This window comes from Enterobacter sp. JS8-1, from assembly GCF_049187015.1.
Classification (GTDB): domain Bacteria; phylum Pseudomonadota; class Gammaproteobacteria; order Enterobacterales; family Enterobacteriaceae; genus Enterobacter; species Enterobacter mori.
Genome location: NZ_CP185805.1, coordinates 668248 through 682164, shown reverse-complemented (window position 1 = coordinate 682164; position 13917 = coordinate 668248). Strand labels below are relative to the sequence as shown.

Below are 13917 nucleotides of genomic sequence, written 5' to 3'. Positions count from 1 at the left end.
TTCCTGTACGCGTCAGCCCGCATCGTTACCCGTGGTAATGATGATGGTTGTGGTAATGGTGGTGATGCTGATGCGTTTCATGGATGTTGTGTACTCTGTCATTATTATCTGTCTGTGCTGTATTCTTTTAGGGTTAAAGGATCGGGCACCTTAAGTCAACGAATTTTTAATTTGATCACAATTCGGAGGACTCTCACGTCCCGCTGCCGTCGGATTTATTTTCATCCGATTACCCCAAAAGCAACCCTTAGCATCAGATGATTACACCATAATAAAAATGTATGGCAGCACTTTACTCGGCCAATTTTTTTTCAATATCGTGCAGCAAACGGTGCAGCATTGCCGTGTCGCGTTGCTCAAGACGGCCCAAACGCTGCTGTAGCCAGTCGACCATTTTTTGATCGTCAGCCACACCCAGCTGCATGAGCATGTTTTCCACGCGCGCGCGAAGTGCAGACAGCTGGTTTTCATCGGTGCCTGTAACAGGCGGCTGCGAAATTTGTATTAAGGATGCTAATTGATAGCAATAGACCATCACCGCCTGGCCTAAATTGAGTGAAGGATAATCTGCAACCATCGGCGCGCCTGTCAGCACATCCGCGAGTTCCAGCTCTTCATTGGTCAGCCCGGAATCTTCACGCCCAAACACCAGCGCGGCTTTCTCCAGCCATTGGCTTTTCTCTTTCAGCATCGGCACCAGCTCAGCGGGCGTGGCGTAGTAATGAAACTTCGCCCGGCTGCGCGCCGTAGTCGCAACGGTAAAGGAAATGTCGTGCAGCGCATCAGCAAGCGTAGCGTAAGTGGTTATATTATCGAGAATATCTCCCGAGCCGTGCGCGACCCAACGTGCCGCAGGCTCCAGGTGCGCGGCGCTGTCCACAATACGTAAATCGGTAAAACCCATGGTCTTCATGGCACGCGCCGCAGCGCCTATGTTTTCGGGTCTTGCTGGGGCCACCAGCACAATCGACAGATGCATTTATGCTCTCTTTTTAAGCAGTTAGCGGGTAAAAATGTGATGCGCCTCAACATATTACGCAGCACGAATTTACAAAATTGCAACACAAATCACCGAAATAGCGTTTCATAACAAATTAAAAACGCTAAACTATTTTGTGGCTGAACAATCAGTTAGAATGTTAACAGACAGATATTATCCCTATGTTTTATAATGATAATGACTGTGTGAATGCCTATTCTTAATTGGATTCGTATTGTTTATCAATCAATGTCCGCAACTAGTTGGTTTATTGAAAATTTGTGACAAAGGCTAGCATTCGGATACGATGATTTCATCAAACTGTTAACGTGCTACAATTGAACTTGATATATGTCAACGAAGCGTAGTTTTATTGGGTGTCCGGTGTCACTTAGCCTGTTATGTTGCTGTTAAAATGGTTAGGATGACAGCCGTTTTTGACACTGTCGGGTCCAAAGGGAAAGTACCCAAGACCAAGCTAATGATGTTGTTGACGTTGATGGAAAGTGCATCAAGAACGCAATTACGTACTTTAGTCACGTTAAGCCGATCATGTTAATTTGCGACATGCATCAGGCAGGTCAGGGACTTTTGTACTTCCTGTTTCGATTTAGTTGGCAATTTAGGTAGCAAACATGCAGACCCCGCACATTCTTATCGTTGAAGACGAGTTGGTAACACGCAACACGTTAAAGAGCATTTTCGAAGCAGAAGGCTACGATGTCTTTGAAGCGACCGATGGCGCAGAGATGCATCAGATCCTTTCTGAAAATGATATCAACCTGGTCATTATGGACATTAACCTGCCAGGCAAAAACGGCCTTCTTCTGGCACGCGAACTGCGTGAACAGGCGAACGTCGCGTTAATGTTCCTGACAGGCCGTGACAACGAAGTTGATAAAATTCTTGGCCTGGAAATCGGTGCGGATGACTACATCACCAAACCGTTTAATCCACGCGAGTTAACCATTCGTGCACGCAACCTGCTGTCCCGCACCATGAACCTGGGAACGGTCAGCGAAGAGCGTCGTAGCGTAGACAGCTACAAATTCAACGGCTGGGAACTTGATATCAATAGCCGTTCACTGATCAGCCCGAACGGTGAGCAGTATAAACTGCCGCGCAGTGAATTCCGCGCGATGCTGCACTTCTGCGAAAACCCGGGCAAAATTCAGTCCCGTGCAGAACTGCTGAAGAAAATGACCGGTCGCGAGCTGAAGCCGCATGACCGTACCGTAGACGTGACCATCCGTCGTATTCGTAAGCATTTCGAATCTACGCCAGATACACCGGAAATCATCGCTACGATCCACGGCGAAGGGTACCGTTTCTGCGGCGATCTGCAGGAGTAATCCCGCAGTTAACGCATTAAAACGGCGCATTTGCGCCGTTTTTTTTATTTCCAGATCCGCATCGTATCGTCATCCGGTGCTGCGGGTGGCTCAGGTTGCTTCGGCTGAGAGAGCGAGTACCAGTCGAAATGACGGGTCAGGTACATGACGGCGAACAGCGCCAGCGCGAGAACCGCTGACCCCAACAGCAGCGCGCTGTCCTCCGAGCGCAGCAGGAACCACATCACCACGTCCAGCCCCAGCAAGGCCAGCACAAATAGCCCGCTGCGCTTCCAGCTTTTCAGCACGGCCTGCAGGTACATTCCGTTCATCGCTGCGCCCACCAGACTTGCAACAACCCAGGCTGGCGTAAACCCAACGTGTTCAGACAGCGCCAGCAACACCAGATAGAACAGCACCAGCGACAACCCCACCAGCAGGTACTGCATTGGGTGCAGGCGCAGCCCGGTTAAGGTTTCGAAGACAAAGAAGGCCATAAACGTCAGCGCAATCAGCAAAATGGCGTACTTGATCGCCCGGTCAGTCAGCTGATACTGATCGGCGGGCGTGGCTACCGTGACGCTAAAGGCGGGGATCGACTCCCATGATGGCGATTCGCTCCCGCTGAACCAGCTCTCAAGGTTGTTCGCAAACCAGCTGCTCTTCCAGTTCGCCTGGAAACCAGACTCGCCAATTTTGTGCTTAACCGGCAGATAGTTGCCCATAAAGCCCGGATGCGGCCAGTTGCTGTTGAGCGTCATTTCGCTATTACGCCCTACCGGTACCACCGCAAAACTGCCGGTTCCCGCCAGATTGAGTGACATCTCAAGTGCAAACGTTTTGGCTTCCAGCGCGTTGTCGGTCAGCGGGATGTGGATCCCTGCAAGCGCCCCGTAGACACCTGAACCGGGTTCCACGCTTAGCGTCTCACCATTGATTTTAGAGATACTGACCGTGCCAATACCCCGCGCGTCGCCAACGCCCGTCACGATAAACGGCTGCCCTGTCGCGATCGTTTCCCCTTTCAACTGCTTCAGCTCTTCGGTATTAAACTGCGCTTTTATCTTCAGGTCAGTGTTCCAGATTTGCCCATCGTAGATGCCAATATTTCGGGACTCCACGCGCTGGTTCCCTTCCACAACCAGAGAGTCCGGCAGAATGAAATGCATATAGCTTTTCTTGTATTCGACCTTCTTCTCGTCCTCCAGCTTGTAAAAAATCTCCGTCACCGGAATGGCAATCAGCGGGCCGACCAGTTTTTGCGGTCCGCTGGTGCTCTGCCGAAGCGTATTTTCGACATCGTTACGATAGCTTTCACGCTCTGAAATGAGGTTACTGACCATAAACAGCGGGACTAACAGCAGCAGGATGCACCCCAGCAGGGTGCTTACTTTCCAGAACAGGGGGGATTTCATCGTTACGTCTCCTTTGTGATGAGGAGAGCGTAACCAGGCTGTGTGGGGTCAGTTTGAAGCTATGTGAAGGGACGGTGAAGTGCCAGCGTGGCCATCACGCCACCTTCATCGAGATTACGCAATGTAATCGCTCCCTGATGCAGACGCGCCACCTCCTGGACAAACGCCAGCCCGAGTCCGCTGCTCTTCAACCCGTTCTCGCGCGGCAGGGAATAAAAGCGCTCAAAAATACGCTCCAGCGCATAATCCGGGATACCGCTTCCGCTATCGGTCACCGTGAGCAGGACCTGCGTTTGCGCTTCATACGCGGCCAGTGCAATAGCCCCGCCGGGCGGCGTGAAGTCGATAGCGTTATCCAGCAAATTACCCAGAGCCTGTTCGAGCAGTTCGGGATCGCCCGCAACACACAGAGAGGTGCTTTGGATCGTCAGCGTGATATTTTTCGCTGTCAGAACCGCCGAACGCGCGTCGGCCAGACGGGTAAATAGCGTGTCGACGTCGACGCTGACCGGCACGATCTCGACCCGATTTTCAAGCCGCGCCTGGGTAAGCAGCTTTTCGACCAGCGACTGCATGCGCGCGTTTTGCACCAGAATATTATCGATAAACCGCGCAGCCACCTGCGGCGGCGGCTGCTCGGCGAGAATTTCCGCCGCGCCGCGTATCGCGGCGATGGGGCTTTTCAGCTCGTGGGTCAGCGCATGAACATAGTGTTCAATGTAGTTTTTCCCTTCCAGGCGAATGCGCATATTCTCCAGCGCCTGGGCCAGCTTGTGCAGTTCGCTGCTGCCTGGATTAGGCAGCGGGAGAGGCATATCCGTGGTCACCGAGTCGGCATAGCGCGATAACGTACTGATAGAACGATTGATCCACCAGGCGACAAGAAGACCGATCAGCAGGGCAATGCCGAGCAGCGCTCCGCCTGCCCACAGGATCCTTCGCTCGCTGCGATGGATAACCGGTGCCATCGCGCTGTTAGGTTTCCCGACCGACAGCACGCCGATCATCTTGCCCTGCTCCACAACTGGCGCGGCAACATACATCACCGTGCTCTCCGGATCGTCGGGATGGCTCTGGGTGCTGCGCGCGCCGTATTCACCGCGAAGCGTCAGCCAGACATCGTTCCAGCGCGAGTAATCTTTCCCCACGGCCAGACCGGCGGAATCAAACACCACTCTGCCCTGCGCATCGGTCATGTAGACGTGATACTCGTTACGCACTTTATGAATGCCGCCGATATTGGCGCGGAAAGGGCGCTGATGAAGCTGAGAAAAGGCCTGTGCCAGTTTGCCCTGCTGCGCATTGCCCGAAAGGAGATCCTCACGCCCGACTTCGGCGAGTAAGGTCGCAGTATCGATTAACGTGCCCTCGGTTGCCCTGCGCACGCCGGGCTTTACTTCCTGAACAAAGATCGACAGCACAAACCACGCGGCGATGGCCACGATCAGGAAGTACCCCAGCAATAACCGCATCCCAATGCGCATCAGTAAAGGCCCAGACTGTAGCCCATACCGCGATGGGTGCTGATGGGTGAAAGTTCCTCGTTTACCGCCCGCAGCTTGGCGCGCAGGGTTTTGATGTGGGTGTCCACGGTGCGGTCGAAACTGTCGCCGTCTTCACCCCATACCTTGTCCATGAGCTGCTGACGAGAAAAGACCCGTCCGGGGTCCTGTAACAAGGTTTTGAGCAGCAAGAATTCATAGCGGGTCAGGGGCAGTGCTTCACCGCACCAGCTAATCCGCGCGGCTGGCTCATTCAGCTCAAACTGCCCGATTCGGACGATGTCAGCAGGTGCAGCCGATTTTTGCATCCGCCGTAAAATTGTCCTTACCCGGGCGCATACTTCCCATGGGGAGAAAGGCTTGGCAACGTAGTCGTCAGCGCCCATTTCCAGGCCGAGGAGTTTATCCACTTCATCGCTGCGCGCCGTCAGAAACAGCACCGGCAGTGACGGATGCTGGGCCAGCAGCTGGCGGCACAGCTCAAAGCCGCTGATGTCCGGCAGCCCGACGTCCAGAATGGCGAGCGCCGGAGCCTGCCGCCGCGCTGCCTCCAGCACCGGTAAACCGCGCTCAAACGCCGTTACCGCAAATCCTTCCTGCTGAAGCATGTAGATCAGCGTATCGGCGATACTGGTTTCATCTTCAACCAGCCAGACCACAGGTTGTTGCATGGTTCATCCCTGAATTAATGCCACGGCATAATCGGCACCGCGCTGATCGCGTTTTTCGGCGAGCCTTCCACCACTTTGTCGGAATAGGCCAGGTATGCCAGGGTGTTGCGTTTGGCATCATAGAAGCGCACTACCTGCAGCTTTTTAAACACCAGCGAGGTCCGTTTCTGGAAAACCACGTCGCCCTGCGCTTTGCCGTTTTTAATTTTATCGCTCAGCTCAACCGGCCCCACCTGCTGGCAGGAGATCGCCGCATCGGAAGTATCTTCCGCCAGCCCCAGCCCGCCTTTGATACCGCCCGTTTTCGCGCGGCTCACGTAGCAGGTGACGTTTTTCACATCCGGATCGTCAAACGCCTCCACCACGATTTTGTGGTCCGGACCAAACATTTTGAACACGGTATCGACGGAACCAATCTGTTCCGCCTGCGCGGCGCGGCCAACCATCAGCAGCAACGCGGTGAAGATCAAAGTCTTGTATTTCATATTGTTACCATTCTTTAAAATTGCACTGGGCGATTATTCAATACTTTAGACAAAAATGTAGCAAGATCACAGGATTAGAATATATTCGCCCAAAACGAGCCGTAAAAGGCATTAATGCGCAAAAAAAACACTGAATGCTAAAACATCAAAAAATGCTATTATCCGCTAACCTGTTATCAGGCACCTGCTGTTTTAAGGATGAGGATAGTATATGGATCAGGCTGGAATTATTCGCGACCTGCTAACCTGGCTGGAAGGTCATCTCGACCAGCCTTTGTCACTGGATAATGTGGCGGCTAAAGCAGGCTATTCCAAGTGGCATCTGCAAAGGATGTTCAAGGATGTCACCGGTCATGCTATCGGTGCCTATATTCGCGCACGTCGTTTATCTAAATCTGCTGTGGCATTGCGCCTGACCGCGCGGCCGATTCTGGATATTGCCCTGCAGTATCGTTTTGATTCGCAGCAAACGTTCACCCGCGCTTTTAAAAAACAGTTCTCGTTGACGCCAGCGCTTTATCGTCGTTCGCCTGACTGGAGCTCGTTTGGCATGCGTCCGCCGCTGCGTCTGGGCGAGTTCGCGATGCCGAAATATGAAATTGTCGCGCTGCCGGAAACCCATCTGATCGGCACAACCCAGAGCTACTCCTGTTCTCTGGAGCAGATTTCTGAGTTCCGTCATCAAATGCGCGTCCAGTTCTGGCGCGACTTCCTGAGCCATGCACCGGCAATCCCGCCGATTCTGTATGGTCTCAACGAAACGCGCCCAAGCCAGGAAAAAGACGACGAGCAGGAGGTGTTCTACACCACCGCGCTGACGCCAGAGATGGCGAATGGTTATATTCAGGGTTCGAAACCGGTCGTGCTGGAAGGCGGCGAGTACGTGATGTTCTCGTATGAAGGGCTGGGAACGGGCGTTCAGGAGTTTATCCTGACCGTTTACGGGACCTGCATGCCAATGCTGAATCTTAATCGCCGTAAAGGTCAGGACATTGAGCGCTACTACCCGGCGCAGGATGCCAAACCGGAAGAAGGCCCAATCAATCTGCGTATGGAATTTTTGATTCCTATCCGCCGTTAACGCTGCAGTTCGTCAAGCGCAGGGGCATCGAGATGCGAAATGTCCCCTGCCATCTCCACTACCCAGCCCGACGCCAGCCATGCGCTTTCCTGATAATCAATTCGGGAAATGGAGCAGTTGCGCAGACGCAAACGGCGCTCAGCGTAAGCCGGTAACCCCAGAATGGTGCTTACCAGGCAGCCCAACGCAATCCCGTGACTCACCAGCAGCGGACGGCTTCCCGCCGGGAGCTTCAGGCATTCCGCCAGTGCGGCATGCATACGCACGCTCAGCTCCTGCATGGATTCCCCTTCCGGAATACGGCCATCTTCGGTACCGTTCACCAGCGTGCGACGCCAGCCCTCTTCCGTTTCCGTCAGCGTATCGATATGGCGTTTTTCCAGCACGCCCATATCCAGCTCGCGCAGGCGCGGCTCCAGCATGACATCACAGCCGCAGGCATCTGCGATGATGCGCGCCGTCTGCTGTGTGCGACCTAAATCGCTGGTAATCACGTGAGTAATGCCCAGCGTTCTGGCGCGTTCCGCCACCTGCCACGCTTGCTGCACACCCTTTTCGGTGAGAGGACTGTCCGACTGGCCTTGAATACGTCGCTCGGCGTTCCACTGCGTTTCACCGTGGCGAACAAGGTAAACCTGTAACATGTTTTTTTCCGTTATACTGCGATGAGTTTTTTTTGAATCGAGCTTAATTATGCACCATGTTGTCTCTGCTACCACTAATCCTGCCAAAATTCAGGCAATTCTAAGGGCATTTGACGAGATCTTCGGCGCAGGATCCTGCCATATTGAGGCCATCGGCGTCGAGAGTGGCGTTCCTGAACAGCCGTTTGGCAGCGAGGAAACGCGCGCTGGCGCACGAAATCGCGTGGCAAACGCCAGGGCCGCAGCACCGGATGCTGACTTTTGGGTGGCGATTGAAGCAGGTATCGACGAAGGCGCAACCTTTAGCTGGGTGGTCATCGAAAGCCGCGAGCAGCGCGGTGAAGCGCGCTCGGCCACCCTGCCGCTGCCGGAAGTCATTCTGGAAAAAGTGCGTGCGGGTGAAGCGCTCGGGCCGGTGATGTCGCAGTACACCGGCATCGATGAGATTGGCCGTAAAGAAGGAGCGATTGGCGTCTTTACCGCAGGCGCGCTGACGCGTTCTGGCGTTTACCACCAGGCGGTAATTCTGGCGTTAAGCCCGTTCCATAACGCGATTTATCGGTAAGTTTCCAGGCCGGATAAGGCGTAGCCGTCATCCGGCGTTTTTCAGCAATACCGCTTCCAGCCACTGGCGCAGCTCAACCGGCGCAGACTTCAGGCTGTTCGAGCCACGGGTGATCGTTGCAATGCCCGCGCCGAGCTCATTTTTCAGCTCGCGCTGGCTCATCTCACCGCGCAGCAGCTCCTCAATGATCCGCACGCGCGTGCCCAGCGCCTCACGCTCGTCCGGCGTGAGCATCAGCTGCATGAGAGGTAAGTGCAAATCCTGCTCGTAAGACTGGCGAAGCAGCTCCACAAAACGAAGCCACTCCTGATGACGTTGTTCGGCCATTGCCGAGGAATACGGGGAATGCTGGGTCATGTTATGCTGCCTCTTGTACTCATTAGCGAGTACAGCATAACACAACCCGCGCCGATCAGTAACGCCTCTGCCACTCGGCATCGCTCATCAGGGTATCTTTCTGCCCCATGAAGTAGCGATAGTAGGCGTCATAGGCCAGCACATTCTTCACGTAGCCGCGCGTTTCCGAGAACGGGATGCTCTCGACAAACGCCACCGCGTCGATACGTCCGGCGCTGTTCCCAAGCCAGGTGCGCACGCGTCCCGGCCCCGCGTTATACGCCGCCGAAGAGAAGATGCGGTTATTGCCGAACTGCTGGTAGACGTACTGCAAATAGCTGGTACCGATGTTGATGTTGGTATCCGGATCCAACAGCTGCGACGGGCTGCTGTAACCGGGGATGTTGAACATCTTCACCGTGTGCGTCGCGGTGCCGGGCATGATCTGCATCAGGCCGCTGGCGCCCACCGGGGAGCGCACTTTCGGGTTCCAGGCACTCTCCTGACGGGCAATCGCCATCGCATAGCTCTGAGGGATATCTTTGCCGCTGGTATAACGATCGAACAGATCTTTGTACGCCAGCGGGAAACGCTCTTCGAGATGATCCCACAGCTTGCCGGCGATCGTGGCCTGCACGCTCAGATCCCACCAGCGATTATCGAACGCGTAGCGGGCAAGCTGGGCTTTCTCGTCGGTGGTGCGGCTGGTGACCAGATTCGCCCACTCGCTGCGCGCGGTGTTGTCCATATTCCAGTACATCAGCTCGCGCACGCGCGCCATCTCCGGCCCCTGCGTCAGCGCCGGGTTCGCGTTGGCGGGCGCTTTGTCGATCTTAAGCGTGTACTCCTCGCCCAGCCGCTGCGCCGCCGCCATCGGGTAGAATCCGCGCTGTTGCATCAGAGCGTGGAGGATTGCTTTGGCCTCATCGTCACGGCCACGCTCCAGCAGCAGGTCGGCCTGCCAGTAGCGCCATTCATCTTTCTCTTTGGCATCCATCGGCAGACGCGCAAGCCAGGTATTCAGCCCACGACGATCGCCCGTGCCCAGCGCCATTCGCACGCGGCGCTCGACAAGCGAGGTGGAGTTTGAACGCATGATCGCGTCGTCACGCCAGCGCGCTTGTTCGTCGGTCACATCGGTGCCCATCAGTCGCCACGCCACGATGTCGCGCAATTCCTGCGTTTGTTCTTCATTAAGCTGCTGCGCCTGCACCAGCTGCGGGATCATCAGCCGCGCGTTTTCCACATCGTCACGCGCCACGCTGGTAAAGGCGACCGCCGCCATTTGTCGCGTGAAATCTGTCGCGCCCGTACTGCGGGCAAAGGTCAGCACGCTGTTCGGATCGTTTGCCAGCCCAATGACGGCAGACGAAATGGTTTGATAGTCGGACGGCATCTGCCCCGCCAGCGCAGTAACCAGGCGCGTGTTCCCGGCCTTCATCGCCAGGCGAATGCGTTCAAGATAAGCCAGCGGATCCTGTTTGCCCGATGCGCGCCATGCTCCGAAGAGCGAATCACAGGCGTTAGGCTGGCTTTTGCCCGTCAGCCAGAGATCTTTGGCACCGACCCAGGCCTCTTCCTGCTGCCCTGTGGCCCATTTGGCGTAGTAGTAATTACACTGTGCTTCCGTCGTGCCCGGTTTTTCCGGGCTAAACGCCAGCAGCCCGCGCCAGTCTTCACGACGCGCCAGCTCATTCACAAAACGAGACTGGAGATTACGGGCAGGCGGCAGGGTCGGGTTCGCCTTAATGAAGTTGTTCACGGTGACGGTGGGTTGGTTCATGAGATCGTCGGTTATCTGGCGGTACTCCAGATACGGATACAGCGGATAATCCTTTAGCGTCGGCATCAGGGCCTGCACGGTATCCATCTGCTTGTTGTCCCACGCCTGTTTAATCTGGGCGTAGCGGTTACGTTGTTCATCCAGTGAATCGGCATGCACCGCCTGGCTTACCGCCATTACGCATACGCTGGCAGCCAGCAGACGCCAGACCACCCGTTTGGCTTTTTCCACAAGCTCTTCCTCATTGTTTTTCGTTAGTTGCAGCGTCTTGCCACGTCAATGTTGCATTCACTTATGCTAACCAGGCATCCTGCAACGCGCCACGTTATGGACACTTTTTTACCTTTCCTGCGCGTTTTAACACTCCCGGCGTTCCTGACTGGGATTAGGGCATGAAAAAGGCTACACTTCGAGGCTGAAATTCCTTCTCATTACGATAAAAGAGGCGAAGTCCAACGTGGCTCAATTCGTTTATACCATGCATCGTGTCGGCAAAGTTGTCCCGCCGAAACGTCATATTCTTAAAAATATCTCGCTGAGCTTCTTCCCGGGCGCAAAAATCGGTGTTCTGGGTCTCAACGGTGCCGGTAAGTCCACCCTGCTGCGCATCATGGCGGGCATCGATACAGACATCGAAGGTGAAGCCCGTCCGCAGCCTGGCATCAAGATTGGTTACCTGCCGCAGGAACCTCAGTTGAACCCGGAACACACCGTTCGCGAATCCGTTGAAGAAGCGGTGTCCGAAGTGGTTAACGCGCTGAAAGGTCTGGATGAAGTGTATGCCAAATACGCCGAGCCGGATGCGGACTTCGACAAGCTGGCCGCTCAGCAGGGCAAGTATGAAGAGATTATCCAGGCGCACGACGGTCACAACCTGAACGTGCAGCTGGAGCGCGCGGCTGATGCCCTGCGTCTGCCGGACTGGGATGCAAAAGTTGAGAAGCTCTCCGGTGGTGAACGTCGCCGCGTCGCGCTGTGCCGCCTGCTGCTGGAAAAACCAGACATGCTGCTGCTCGACGAACCAACGAACCACCTGGATGCAGAATCTGTCGCCTGGCTGGAACGCTTCCTGCACGACTTCGAAGGCACCGTTGTGGCGATTACCCACGACCGTTACTTCCTCGACAACGTCGCTGGCTGGATCCTGGAGCTGGACCGCGGTGAAGGTATTCCGTGGGAAGGCAACTACTCCTCATGGCTTGAGCAGAAAGATCAGCGTCTGGCGCAGGAAGCTTCTCAGGAAGCGGCCCGTCGTAAGTCTATCGAGAAAGAGCTGGAGTGGGTGCGTCAGGGCGCGAAAGGCCGTCAGTCTAAGGGCAAAGCCCGTCTGGCACGCTTCGAAGAGCTGAACAACACCGAATACCAGAAACGTAACGAAACCAACGAACTGTTTATTCCACCTGGAGCACGTCTGGGGGATAAAGTGGTTGAAGTGACCAACCTGCGTAAGTCCTACGGCGACCGTCTGCTTATCGACGACCTGACCTTCTCCGTGCCGAAAGGCGCTATCGTCGGGATCATCGGTCCGAACGGCGCGGGTAAATCAACCCTGTTCCGCATGATGTCCGGTCAGGAACAGCCTGACAGCGGCTCTATCACTCTGGGTGAAACCGTGAAGCTGGCGTCCGTTGATCAGTTCCGTGACGCGATGGACAACAGCAAAACCGTGTGGGAAGAAGTCTCCGGCGGTCTGGATATCATGCGTATCGGCAACACCGAGATGCCAAGCCGCGCCTACGTTGGCCGCTTTAACTTCAAAGGCACCGACCAGGGCAAACGCGTAGGCGAGCTGTCCGGTGGTGAGCGCGGTCGTCTGCACCTGGCGAAGCTGCTGCAGGTGGGCGGTAACGTGCTGCTGCTCGATGAACCAACCAACGACCTGGACATCGAAACCCTGCGTGCGCTGGAAAACGCCCTGCTGGAGTTCCCGGGCTGCGCGATGGTTATCTCGCACGACCGCTGGTTCCTGGACCGTATCGCGACCCACATTCTGGACTACCAGGATGAAGGTAAAGTCGAGTTCTTCGAAGGTAACTTCACCGAATACGAAGAGTACAAGAAACGCACGCTGGGCGCCGATGCGCTGGAGCCGAAGCGTATTAAGTACAAGCGTATTGCTAAGTAAGTGCCAACAAGCCGGGTGGCGCTAGCGCTTACCCGGCCTACGATTCTGTGCAGTTTGTAGGCCGGGTAAGGCGAAGCCGCCACCCGGCTTTTTTTTATTTGCCCACGTAATACCGCTTCACCTCATCAAACTGCATCGCAAACTCGATATAGCTCATCAGCGCAGGTGAATTCAGCTTGCGGCTTGGATACGCCAGCCACAGATCGTTACCTTCAACATTCCACTCCGGCAGCACCTTCACCAGCGCACCCTTATCGATCTTATCCTCCAGCAGAAATGCGGGTAACAGCGTGATCCCCGCGCCGGCAATCGCACATTCGCGGGCATACACCAGATTATCGGTCATGTGCGCGTTATCAGGCAGGTAGCGGTAATCTTCGCTCTCGCTTCGCAGAAGCCACTCTGACCACGCCCGGTGCGTAATGCAGCGGTGCTCCACCAGCTGACGGGGATGAATTAACGGCTCCCGACGCGCCAGATAGTCCGGCGAAGCCAGCATATAACGCGGGCAGTGCCCGATCATTCGGCCAATCAGGGAGGAGTCCTGCGGTTTGCCGGTACGCAGCGCCACGTCAAAACCGGATTCGACCAGATCCACAACGTCGTCAGAGATCGACACGTCCAGCGACACGTCAGGATAGCGAAGCTGGAACTCGGCATTCATATGCGCCAGCAGCGTCGCGCCAATCCCCGCCGGACAGGTGATCCGCAGCCGCCCGCTCGGGTTTTCGCGCAGCCGCTGAATGGCGTACTCCGCCCGCTCGCTGGCCGCCAGCATCTCACGGCAGTGCACCAGATAGTGCTCGCCCGCAAACGTGAGGCTGATCCTGCGCGTAGTGCGGTTGAGCAGTCGAATGCCCACCTGCTGTTCAAGCTGGCTGATGCGCTGGCTCACGCTGGATTTTGGCAGTTCCGCTTTCTGAGCGGCTGCCGTAAAGCTGCCCATCTCCGCCACCAGCGCGAACAGCGCCATATCCTGCAGCTGTTTAAACATGATTGT

General features: G+C 55.6%; 15 protein-coding genes and 1 other annotated feature (1 of these 16 only partly in view). Of the genes, 4 read left to right on the top strand and 11 right to left on the bottom strand.

The window, feature by feature from the left end; translation table 11 throughout:
* Nucleotides 1–74 (bottom strand) — a sequence feature (Thr leader region) (it extends 44 nt beyond the left edge of the window).
* The 3 genes from thrL to yjjY all read right to left on the bottom strand — a co-directional run bounded on the left by thrL (nt 13) and on the right by yjjY (nt 1519).
* Nucleotides 13–81 (bottom strand): thr operon leader peptide, encoded by a 69-nt coding sequence (gene thrL / locus ACOQH0_RS03325; protein ID WP_015572623.1) that lies wholly within the window; start codon nt 79–81, stop codon nt 13–15. It overlaps the preceding feature by 62 nt.
* A 211-nt stretch (nt 82–292) precedes the next feature.
* Nucleotides 293–979: a tRNA/rRNA methyltransferase gene (locus tag ACOQH0_RS03320; protein ID WP_421511536.1), complete on the bottom strand. Its 687-nt coding sequence runs from the start codon at nt 977–979 to the stop codon at nt 293–295.
* Nucleotides 980–1378: 399 nt separating this feature from the next.
* The gene (yjjY, locus tag ACOQH0_RS03315; RefSeq protein WP_085928893.1) at nt 1379–1519 is read right to left on the bottom strand and encodes a protein YjjY; all 141 of its coding nucleotides are present in this window, start codon (nt 1517–1519) and stop codon (nt 1379–1381) included.
* 95 nt (nt 1520–1614) lie between these two features.
* On the opposite strand from yjjY, the gene arcA reads away from it, so the two are divergent.
* Nucleotides 1615–2331: a two-component system response regulator ArcA gene (arcA, locus tag ACOQH0_RS03310; protein ID WP_003856501.1), complete on the top strand. Its 717-nt coding sequence runs from the start codon at nt 1615–1617 to the stop codon at nt 2329–2331.
* A 44-nt stretch (nt 2332–2375) separates the two neighbouring features.
* Here arcA and creD read toward each other — a convergent pair whose 3' ends face one another.
* Genes creD through creA form a run of 4 tightly spaced genes read right to left on the bottom strand, consistent with a single transcriptional unit; the run spans nt 2376 to nt 6383 of the window.
* Entirely contained in the window at nt 2376–3725 is a 1350-nt protein-coding gene (gene creD, locus ACOQH0_RS03305; RefSeq protein WP_010427093.1) for a cell envelope integrity protein CreD, read from the bottom strand.
* Between the two features lie 59 nt (nt 3726–3784).
* Complete coding sequence (gene creC / locus ACOQH0_RS03300) at nt 3785–5209, bottom strand: two-component system sensor histidine kinase CreC (RefSeq protein WP_421511535.1); 1425 nt, start codon at nt 5207–5209, stop codon at nt 3785–3787.
* Nucleotides 5209–5898, bottom strand: coding sequence for a two-component system response regulator CreB (creB, locus tag ACOQH0_RS03295; protein WP_421511534.1), 690 nt, complete (start codon nt 5896–5898; stop codon nt 5209–5211). Before creB ends, creC begins: the two co-directional genes overlap by 1 nt.
* Nucleotides 5899–5912: 14 nt before the next feature.
* Nucleotides 5913–6383 (bottom strand): protein CreA, encoded by a 471-nt coding sequence (creA, locus tag ACOQH0_RS03290; protein ID WP_010427098.1) that lies wholly within the window; start codon nt 6381–6383, stop codon nt 5913–5915.
* A gap of 211 nt (nt 6384–6594) precedes the next feature.
* Here creA and robA point away from each other — a divergent pair, with 211 nt between their 5' ends.
* Nucleotides 6595–7464, top strand: coding sequence for an MDR efflux pump AcrAB transcriptional activator RobA (robA, locus tag ACOQH0_RS03285; protein WP_010427100.1), 870 nt, complete (start codon nt 6595–6597; stop codon nt 7462–7464).
* Here robA and gpmB read toward each other — a convergent pair.
* Entirely contained in the window at nt 7461–8108 is a 648-nt protein-coding gene (gene gpmB / locus ACOQH0_RS03280) for a 2,3-diphosphoglycerate-dependent phosphoglycerate mutase GpmB (protein WP_008502057.1), read from the bottom strand. The genes robA and gpmB overlap by 4 nt on opposite strands.
* Before the next feature lie 49 nt (nt 8109–8157).
* Here gpmB and yjjX point away from each other — a divergent pair, with 49 nt between their 5' ends.
* A complete protein-coding gene (gene yjjX / locus ACOQH0_RS03275) occupies nt 8158–8673 on the top strand; it encodes an inosine/xanthosine triphosphatase (RefSeq protein WP_010427103.1) in 516 nt (171 codons plus the stop codon).
* Between the two features lie 27 nt (nt 8674–8700).
* Here the strand turns inward: yjjX and trpR are convergent, their stop codons facing one another.
* Both trpR and sltY read right to left on the bottom strand, forming a co-directional pair.
* On the bottom strand, nt 8701–9030 hold the full coding sequence (gene trpR, locus ACOQH0_RS03270) for a trp operon repressor (protein ID WP_010427104.1): 330 nt from the start codon (nt 9028–9030) through the stop codon (nt 8701–8703).
* Nucleotides 9031–9085: 55 nt separating this feature from the next.
* On the bottom strand, nt 9086–11023 hold the full coding sequence (gene sltY / locus ACOQH0_RS03265; RefSeq protein ID WP_421511532.1) for a murein transglycosylase: 1938 nt from the start codon (nt 11021–11023) through the stop codon (nt 9086–9088).
* Nucleotides 11024–11249: 226 nt separating this feature from the next.
* Here sltY and ettA point away from each other — a divergent pair, with 226 nt between their 5' ends.
* A complete protein-coding gene (gene ettA / locus ACOQH0_RS03260; RefSeq protein ID WP_063143296.1) occupies nt 11250–12917 on the top strand; it encodes an energy-dependent translational throttle protein EttA in 1668 nt (555 codons plus the stop codon).
* Nucleotides 12918–13011: 94 nt separating this feature from the next.
* Here ettA and ACOQH0_RS03255 read toward each other — a convergent pair whose 3' ends face one another.
* A complete protein-coding gene (locus ACOQH0_RS03255; protein WP_260662851.1) occupies nt 13012–13911 on the bottom strand; it encodes a LysR family transcriptional regulator in 900 nt (299 codons plus the stop codon).
* Nucleotides 13912–13917: the final 6 nt, after the last annotated feature.

Bases quoted from the DNA above. Each gene is read 5' to 3' on its own strand.
- ACOQH0_RS03320 (WP_421511536.1), bottom strand. From the start codon at position 979: ATGCATCTGTCGATTGTGCTGGTGGCCCCAGCAAGACCCGAAAACATA.
- arcA (WP_003856501.1), top strand. From the start codon at position 1,615: ATGCAGACCCCGCACATTCTTATCGTTGAAGACGAGTTGGTAACACGC.
- creD (WP_010427093.1), bottom strand. From the start codon at position 3,725: ATGAAATCCCCCCTGTTCTGGAAAGTAAGCACCCTGCTGGGGTGCATC.
- creC (WP_421511535.1), bottom strand. From the start codon at position 5,209: ATGCGCATTGGGATGCGGTTATTGCTGGGGTACTTCCTGATCGTGGCC.
- creB (WP_421511534.1), bottom strand. From the start codon at position 5,898: ATGCAACAACCTGTGGTCTGGCTGGTTGAAGATGAAACCAGTATCGCC.
- creA (WP_010427098.1), bottom strand. From the start codon at position 6,383: ATGAAATACAAGACTTTGATCTTCACCGCGTTGCTGCTGATGGTTGGC.
- robA (WP_010427100.1), top strand. From the start codon at position 6,595: ATGGATCAGGCTGGAATTATTCGCGACCTGCTAACCTGGCTGGAAGGT.
- gpmB (WP_008502057.1), bottom strand. From the start codon at position 8,108: ATGTTACAGGTTTACCTTGTTCGCCACGGTGAAACGCAGTGGAACGCC.
- yjjX (WP_010427103.1), top strand. From the start codon at position 8,158: ATGCACCATGTTGTCTCTGCTACCACTAATCCTGCCAAAATTCAGGCA.
- trpR (WP_010427104.1), bottom strand. From the start codon at position 9,030: ATGACCCAGCATTCCCCGTATTCCTCGGCAATGGCCGAACAACGTCAT.
- ACOQH0_RS03255 (WP_260662851.1), bottom strand. From the start codon at position 13,911: ATGTTTAAACAGCTGCAGGATATGGCGCTGTTCGCGCTGGTGGCGGAG.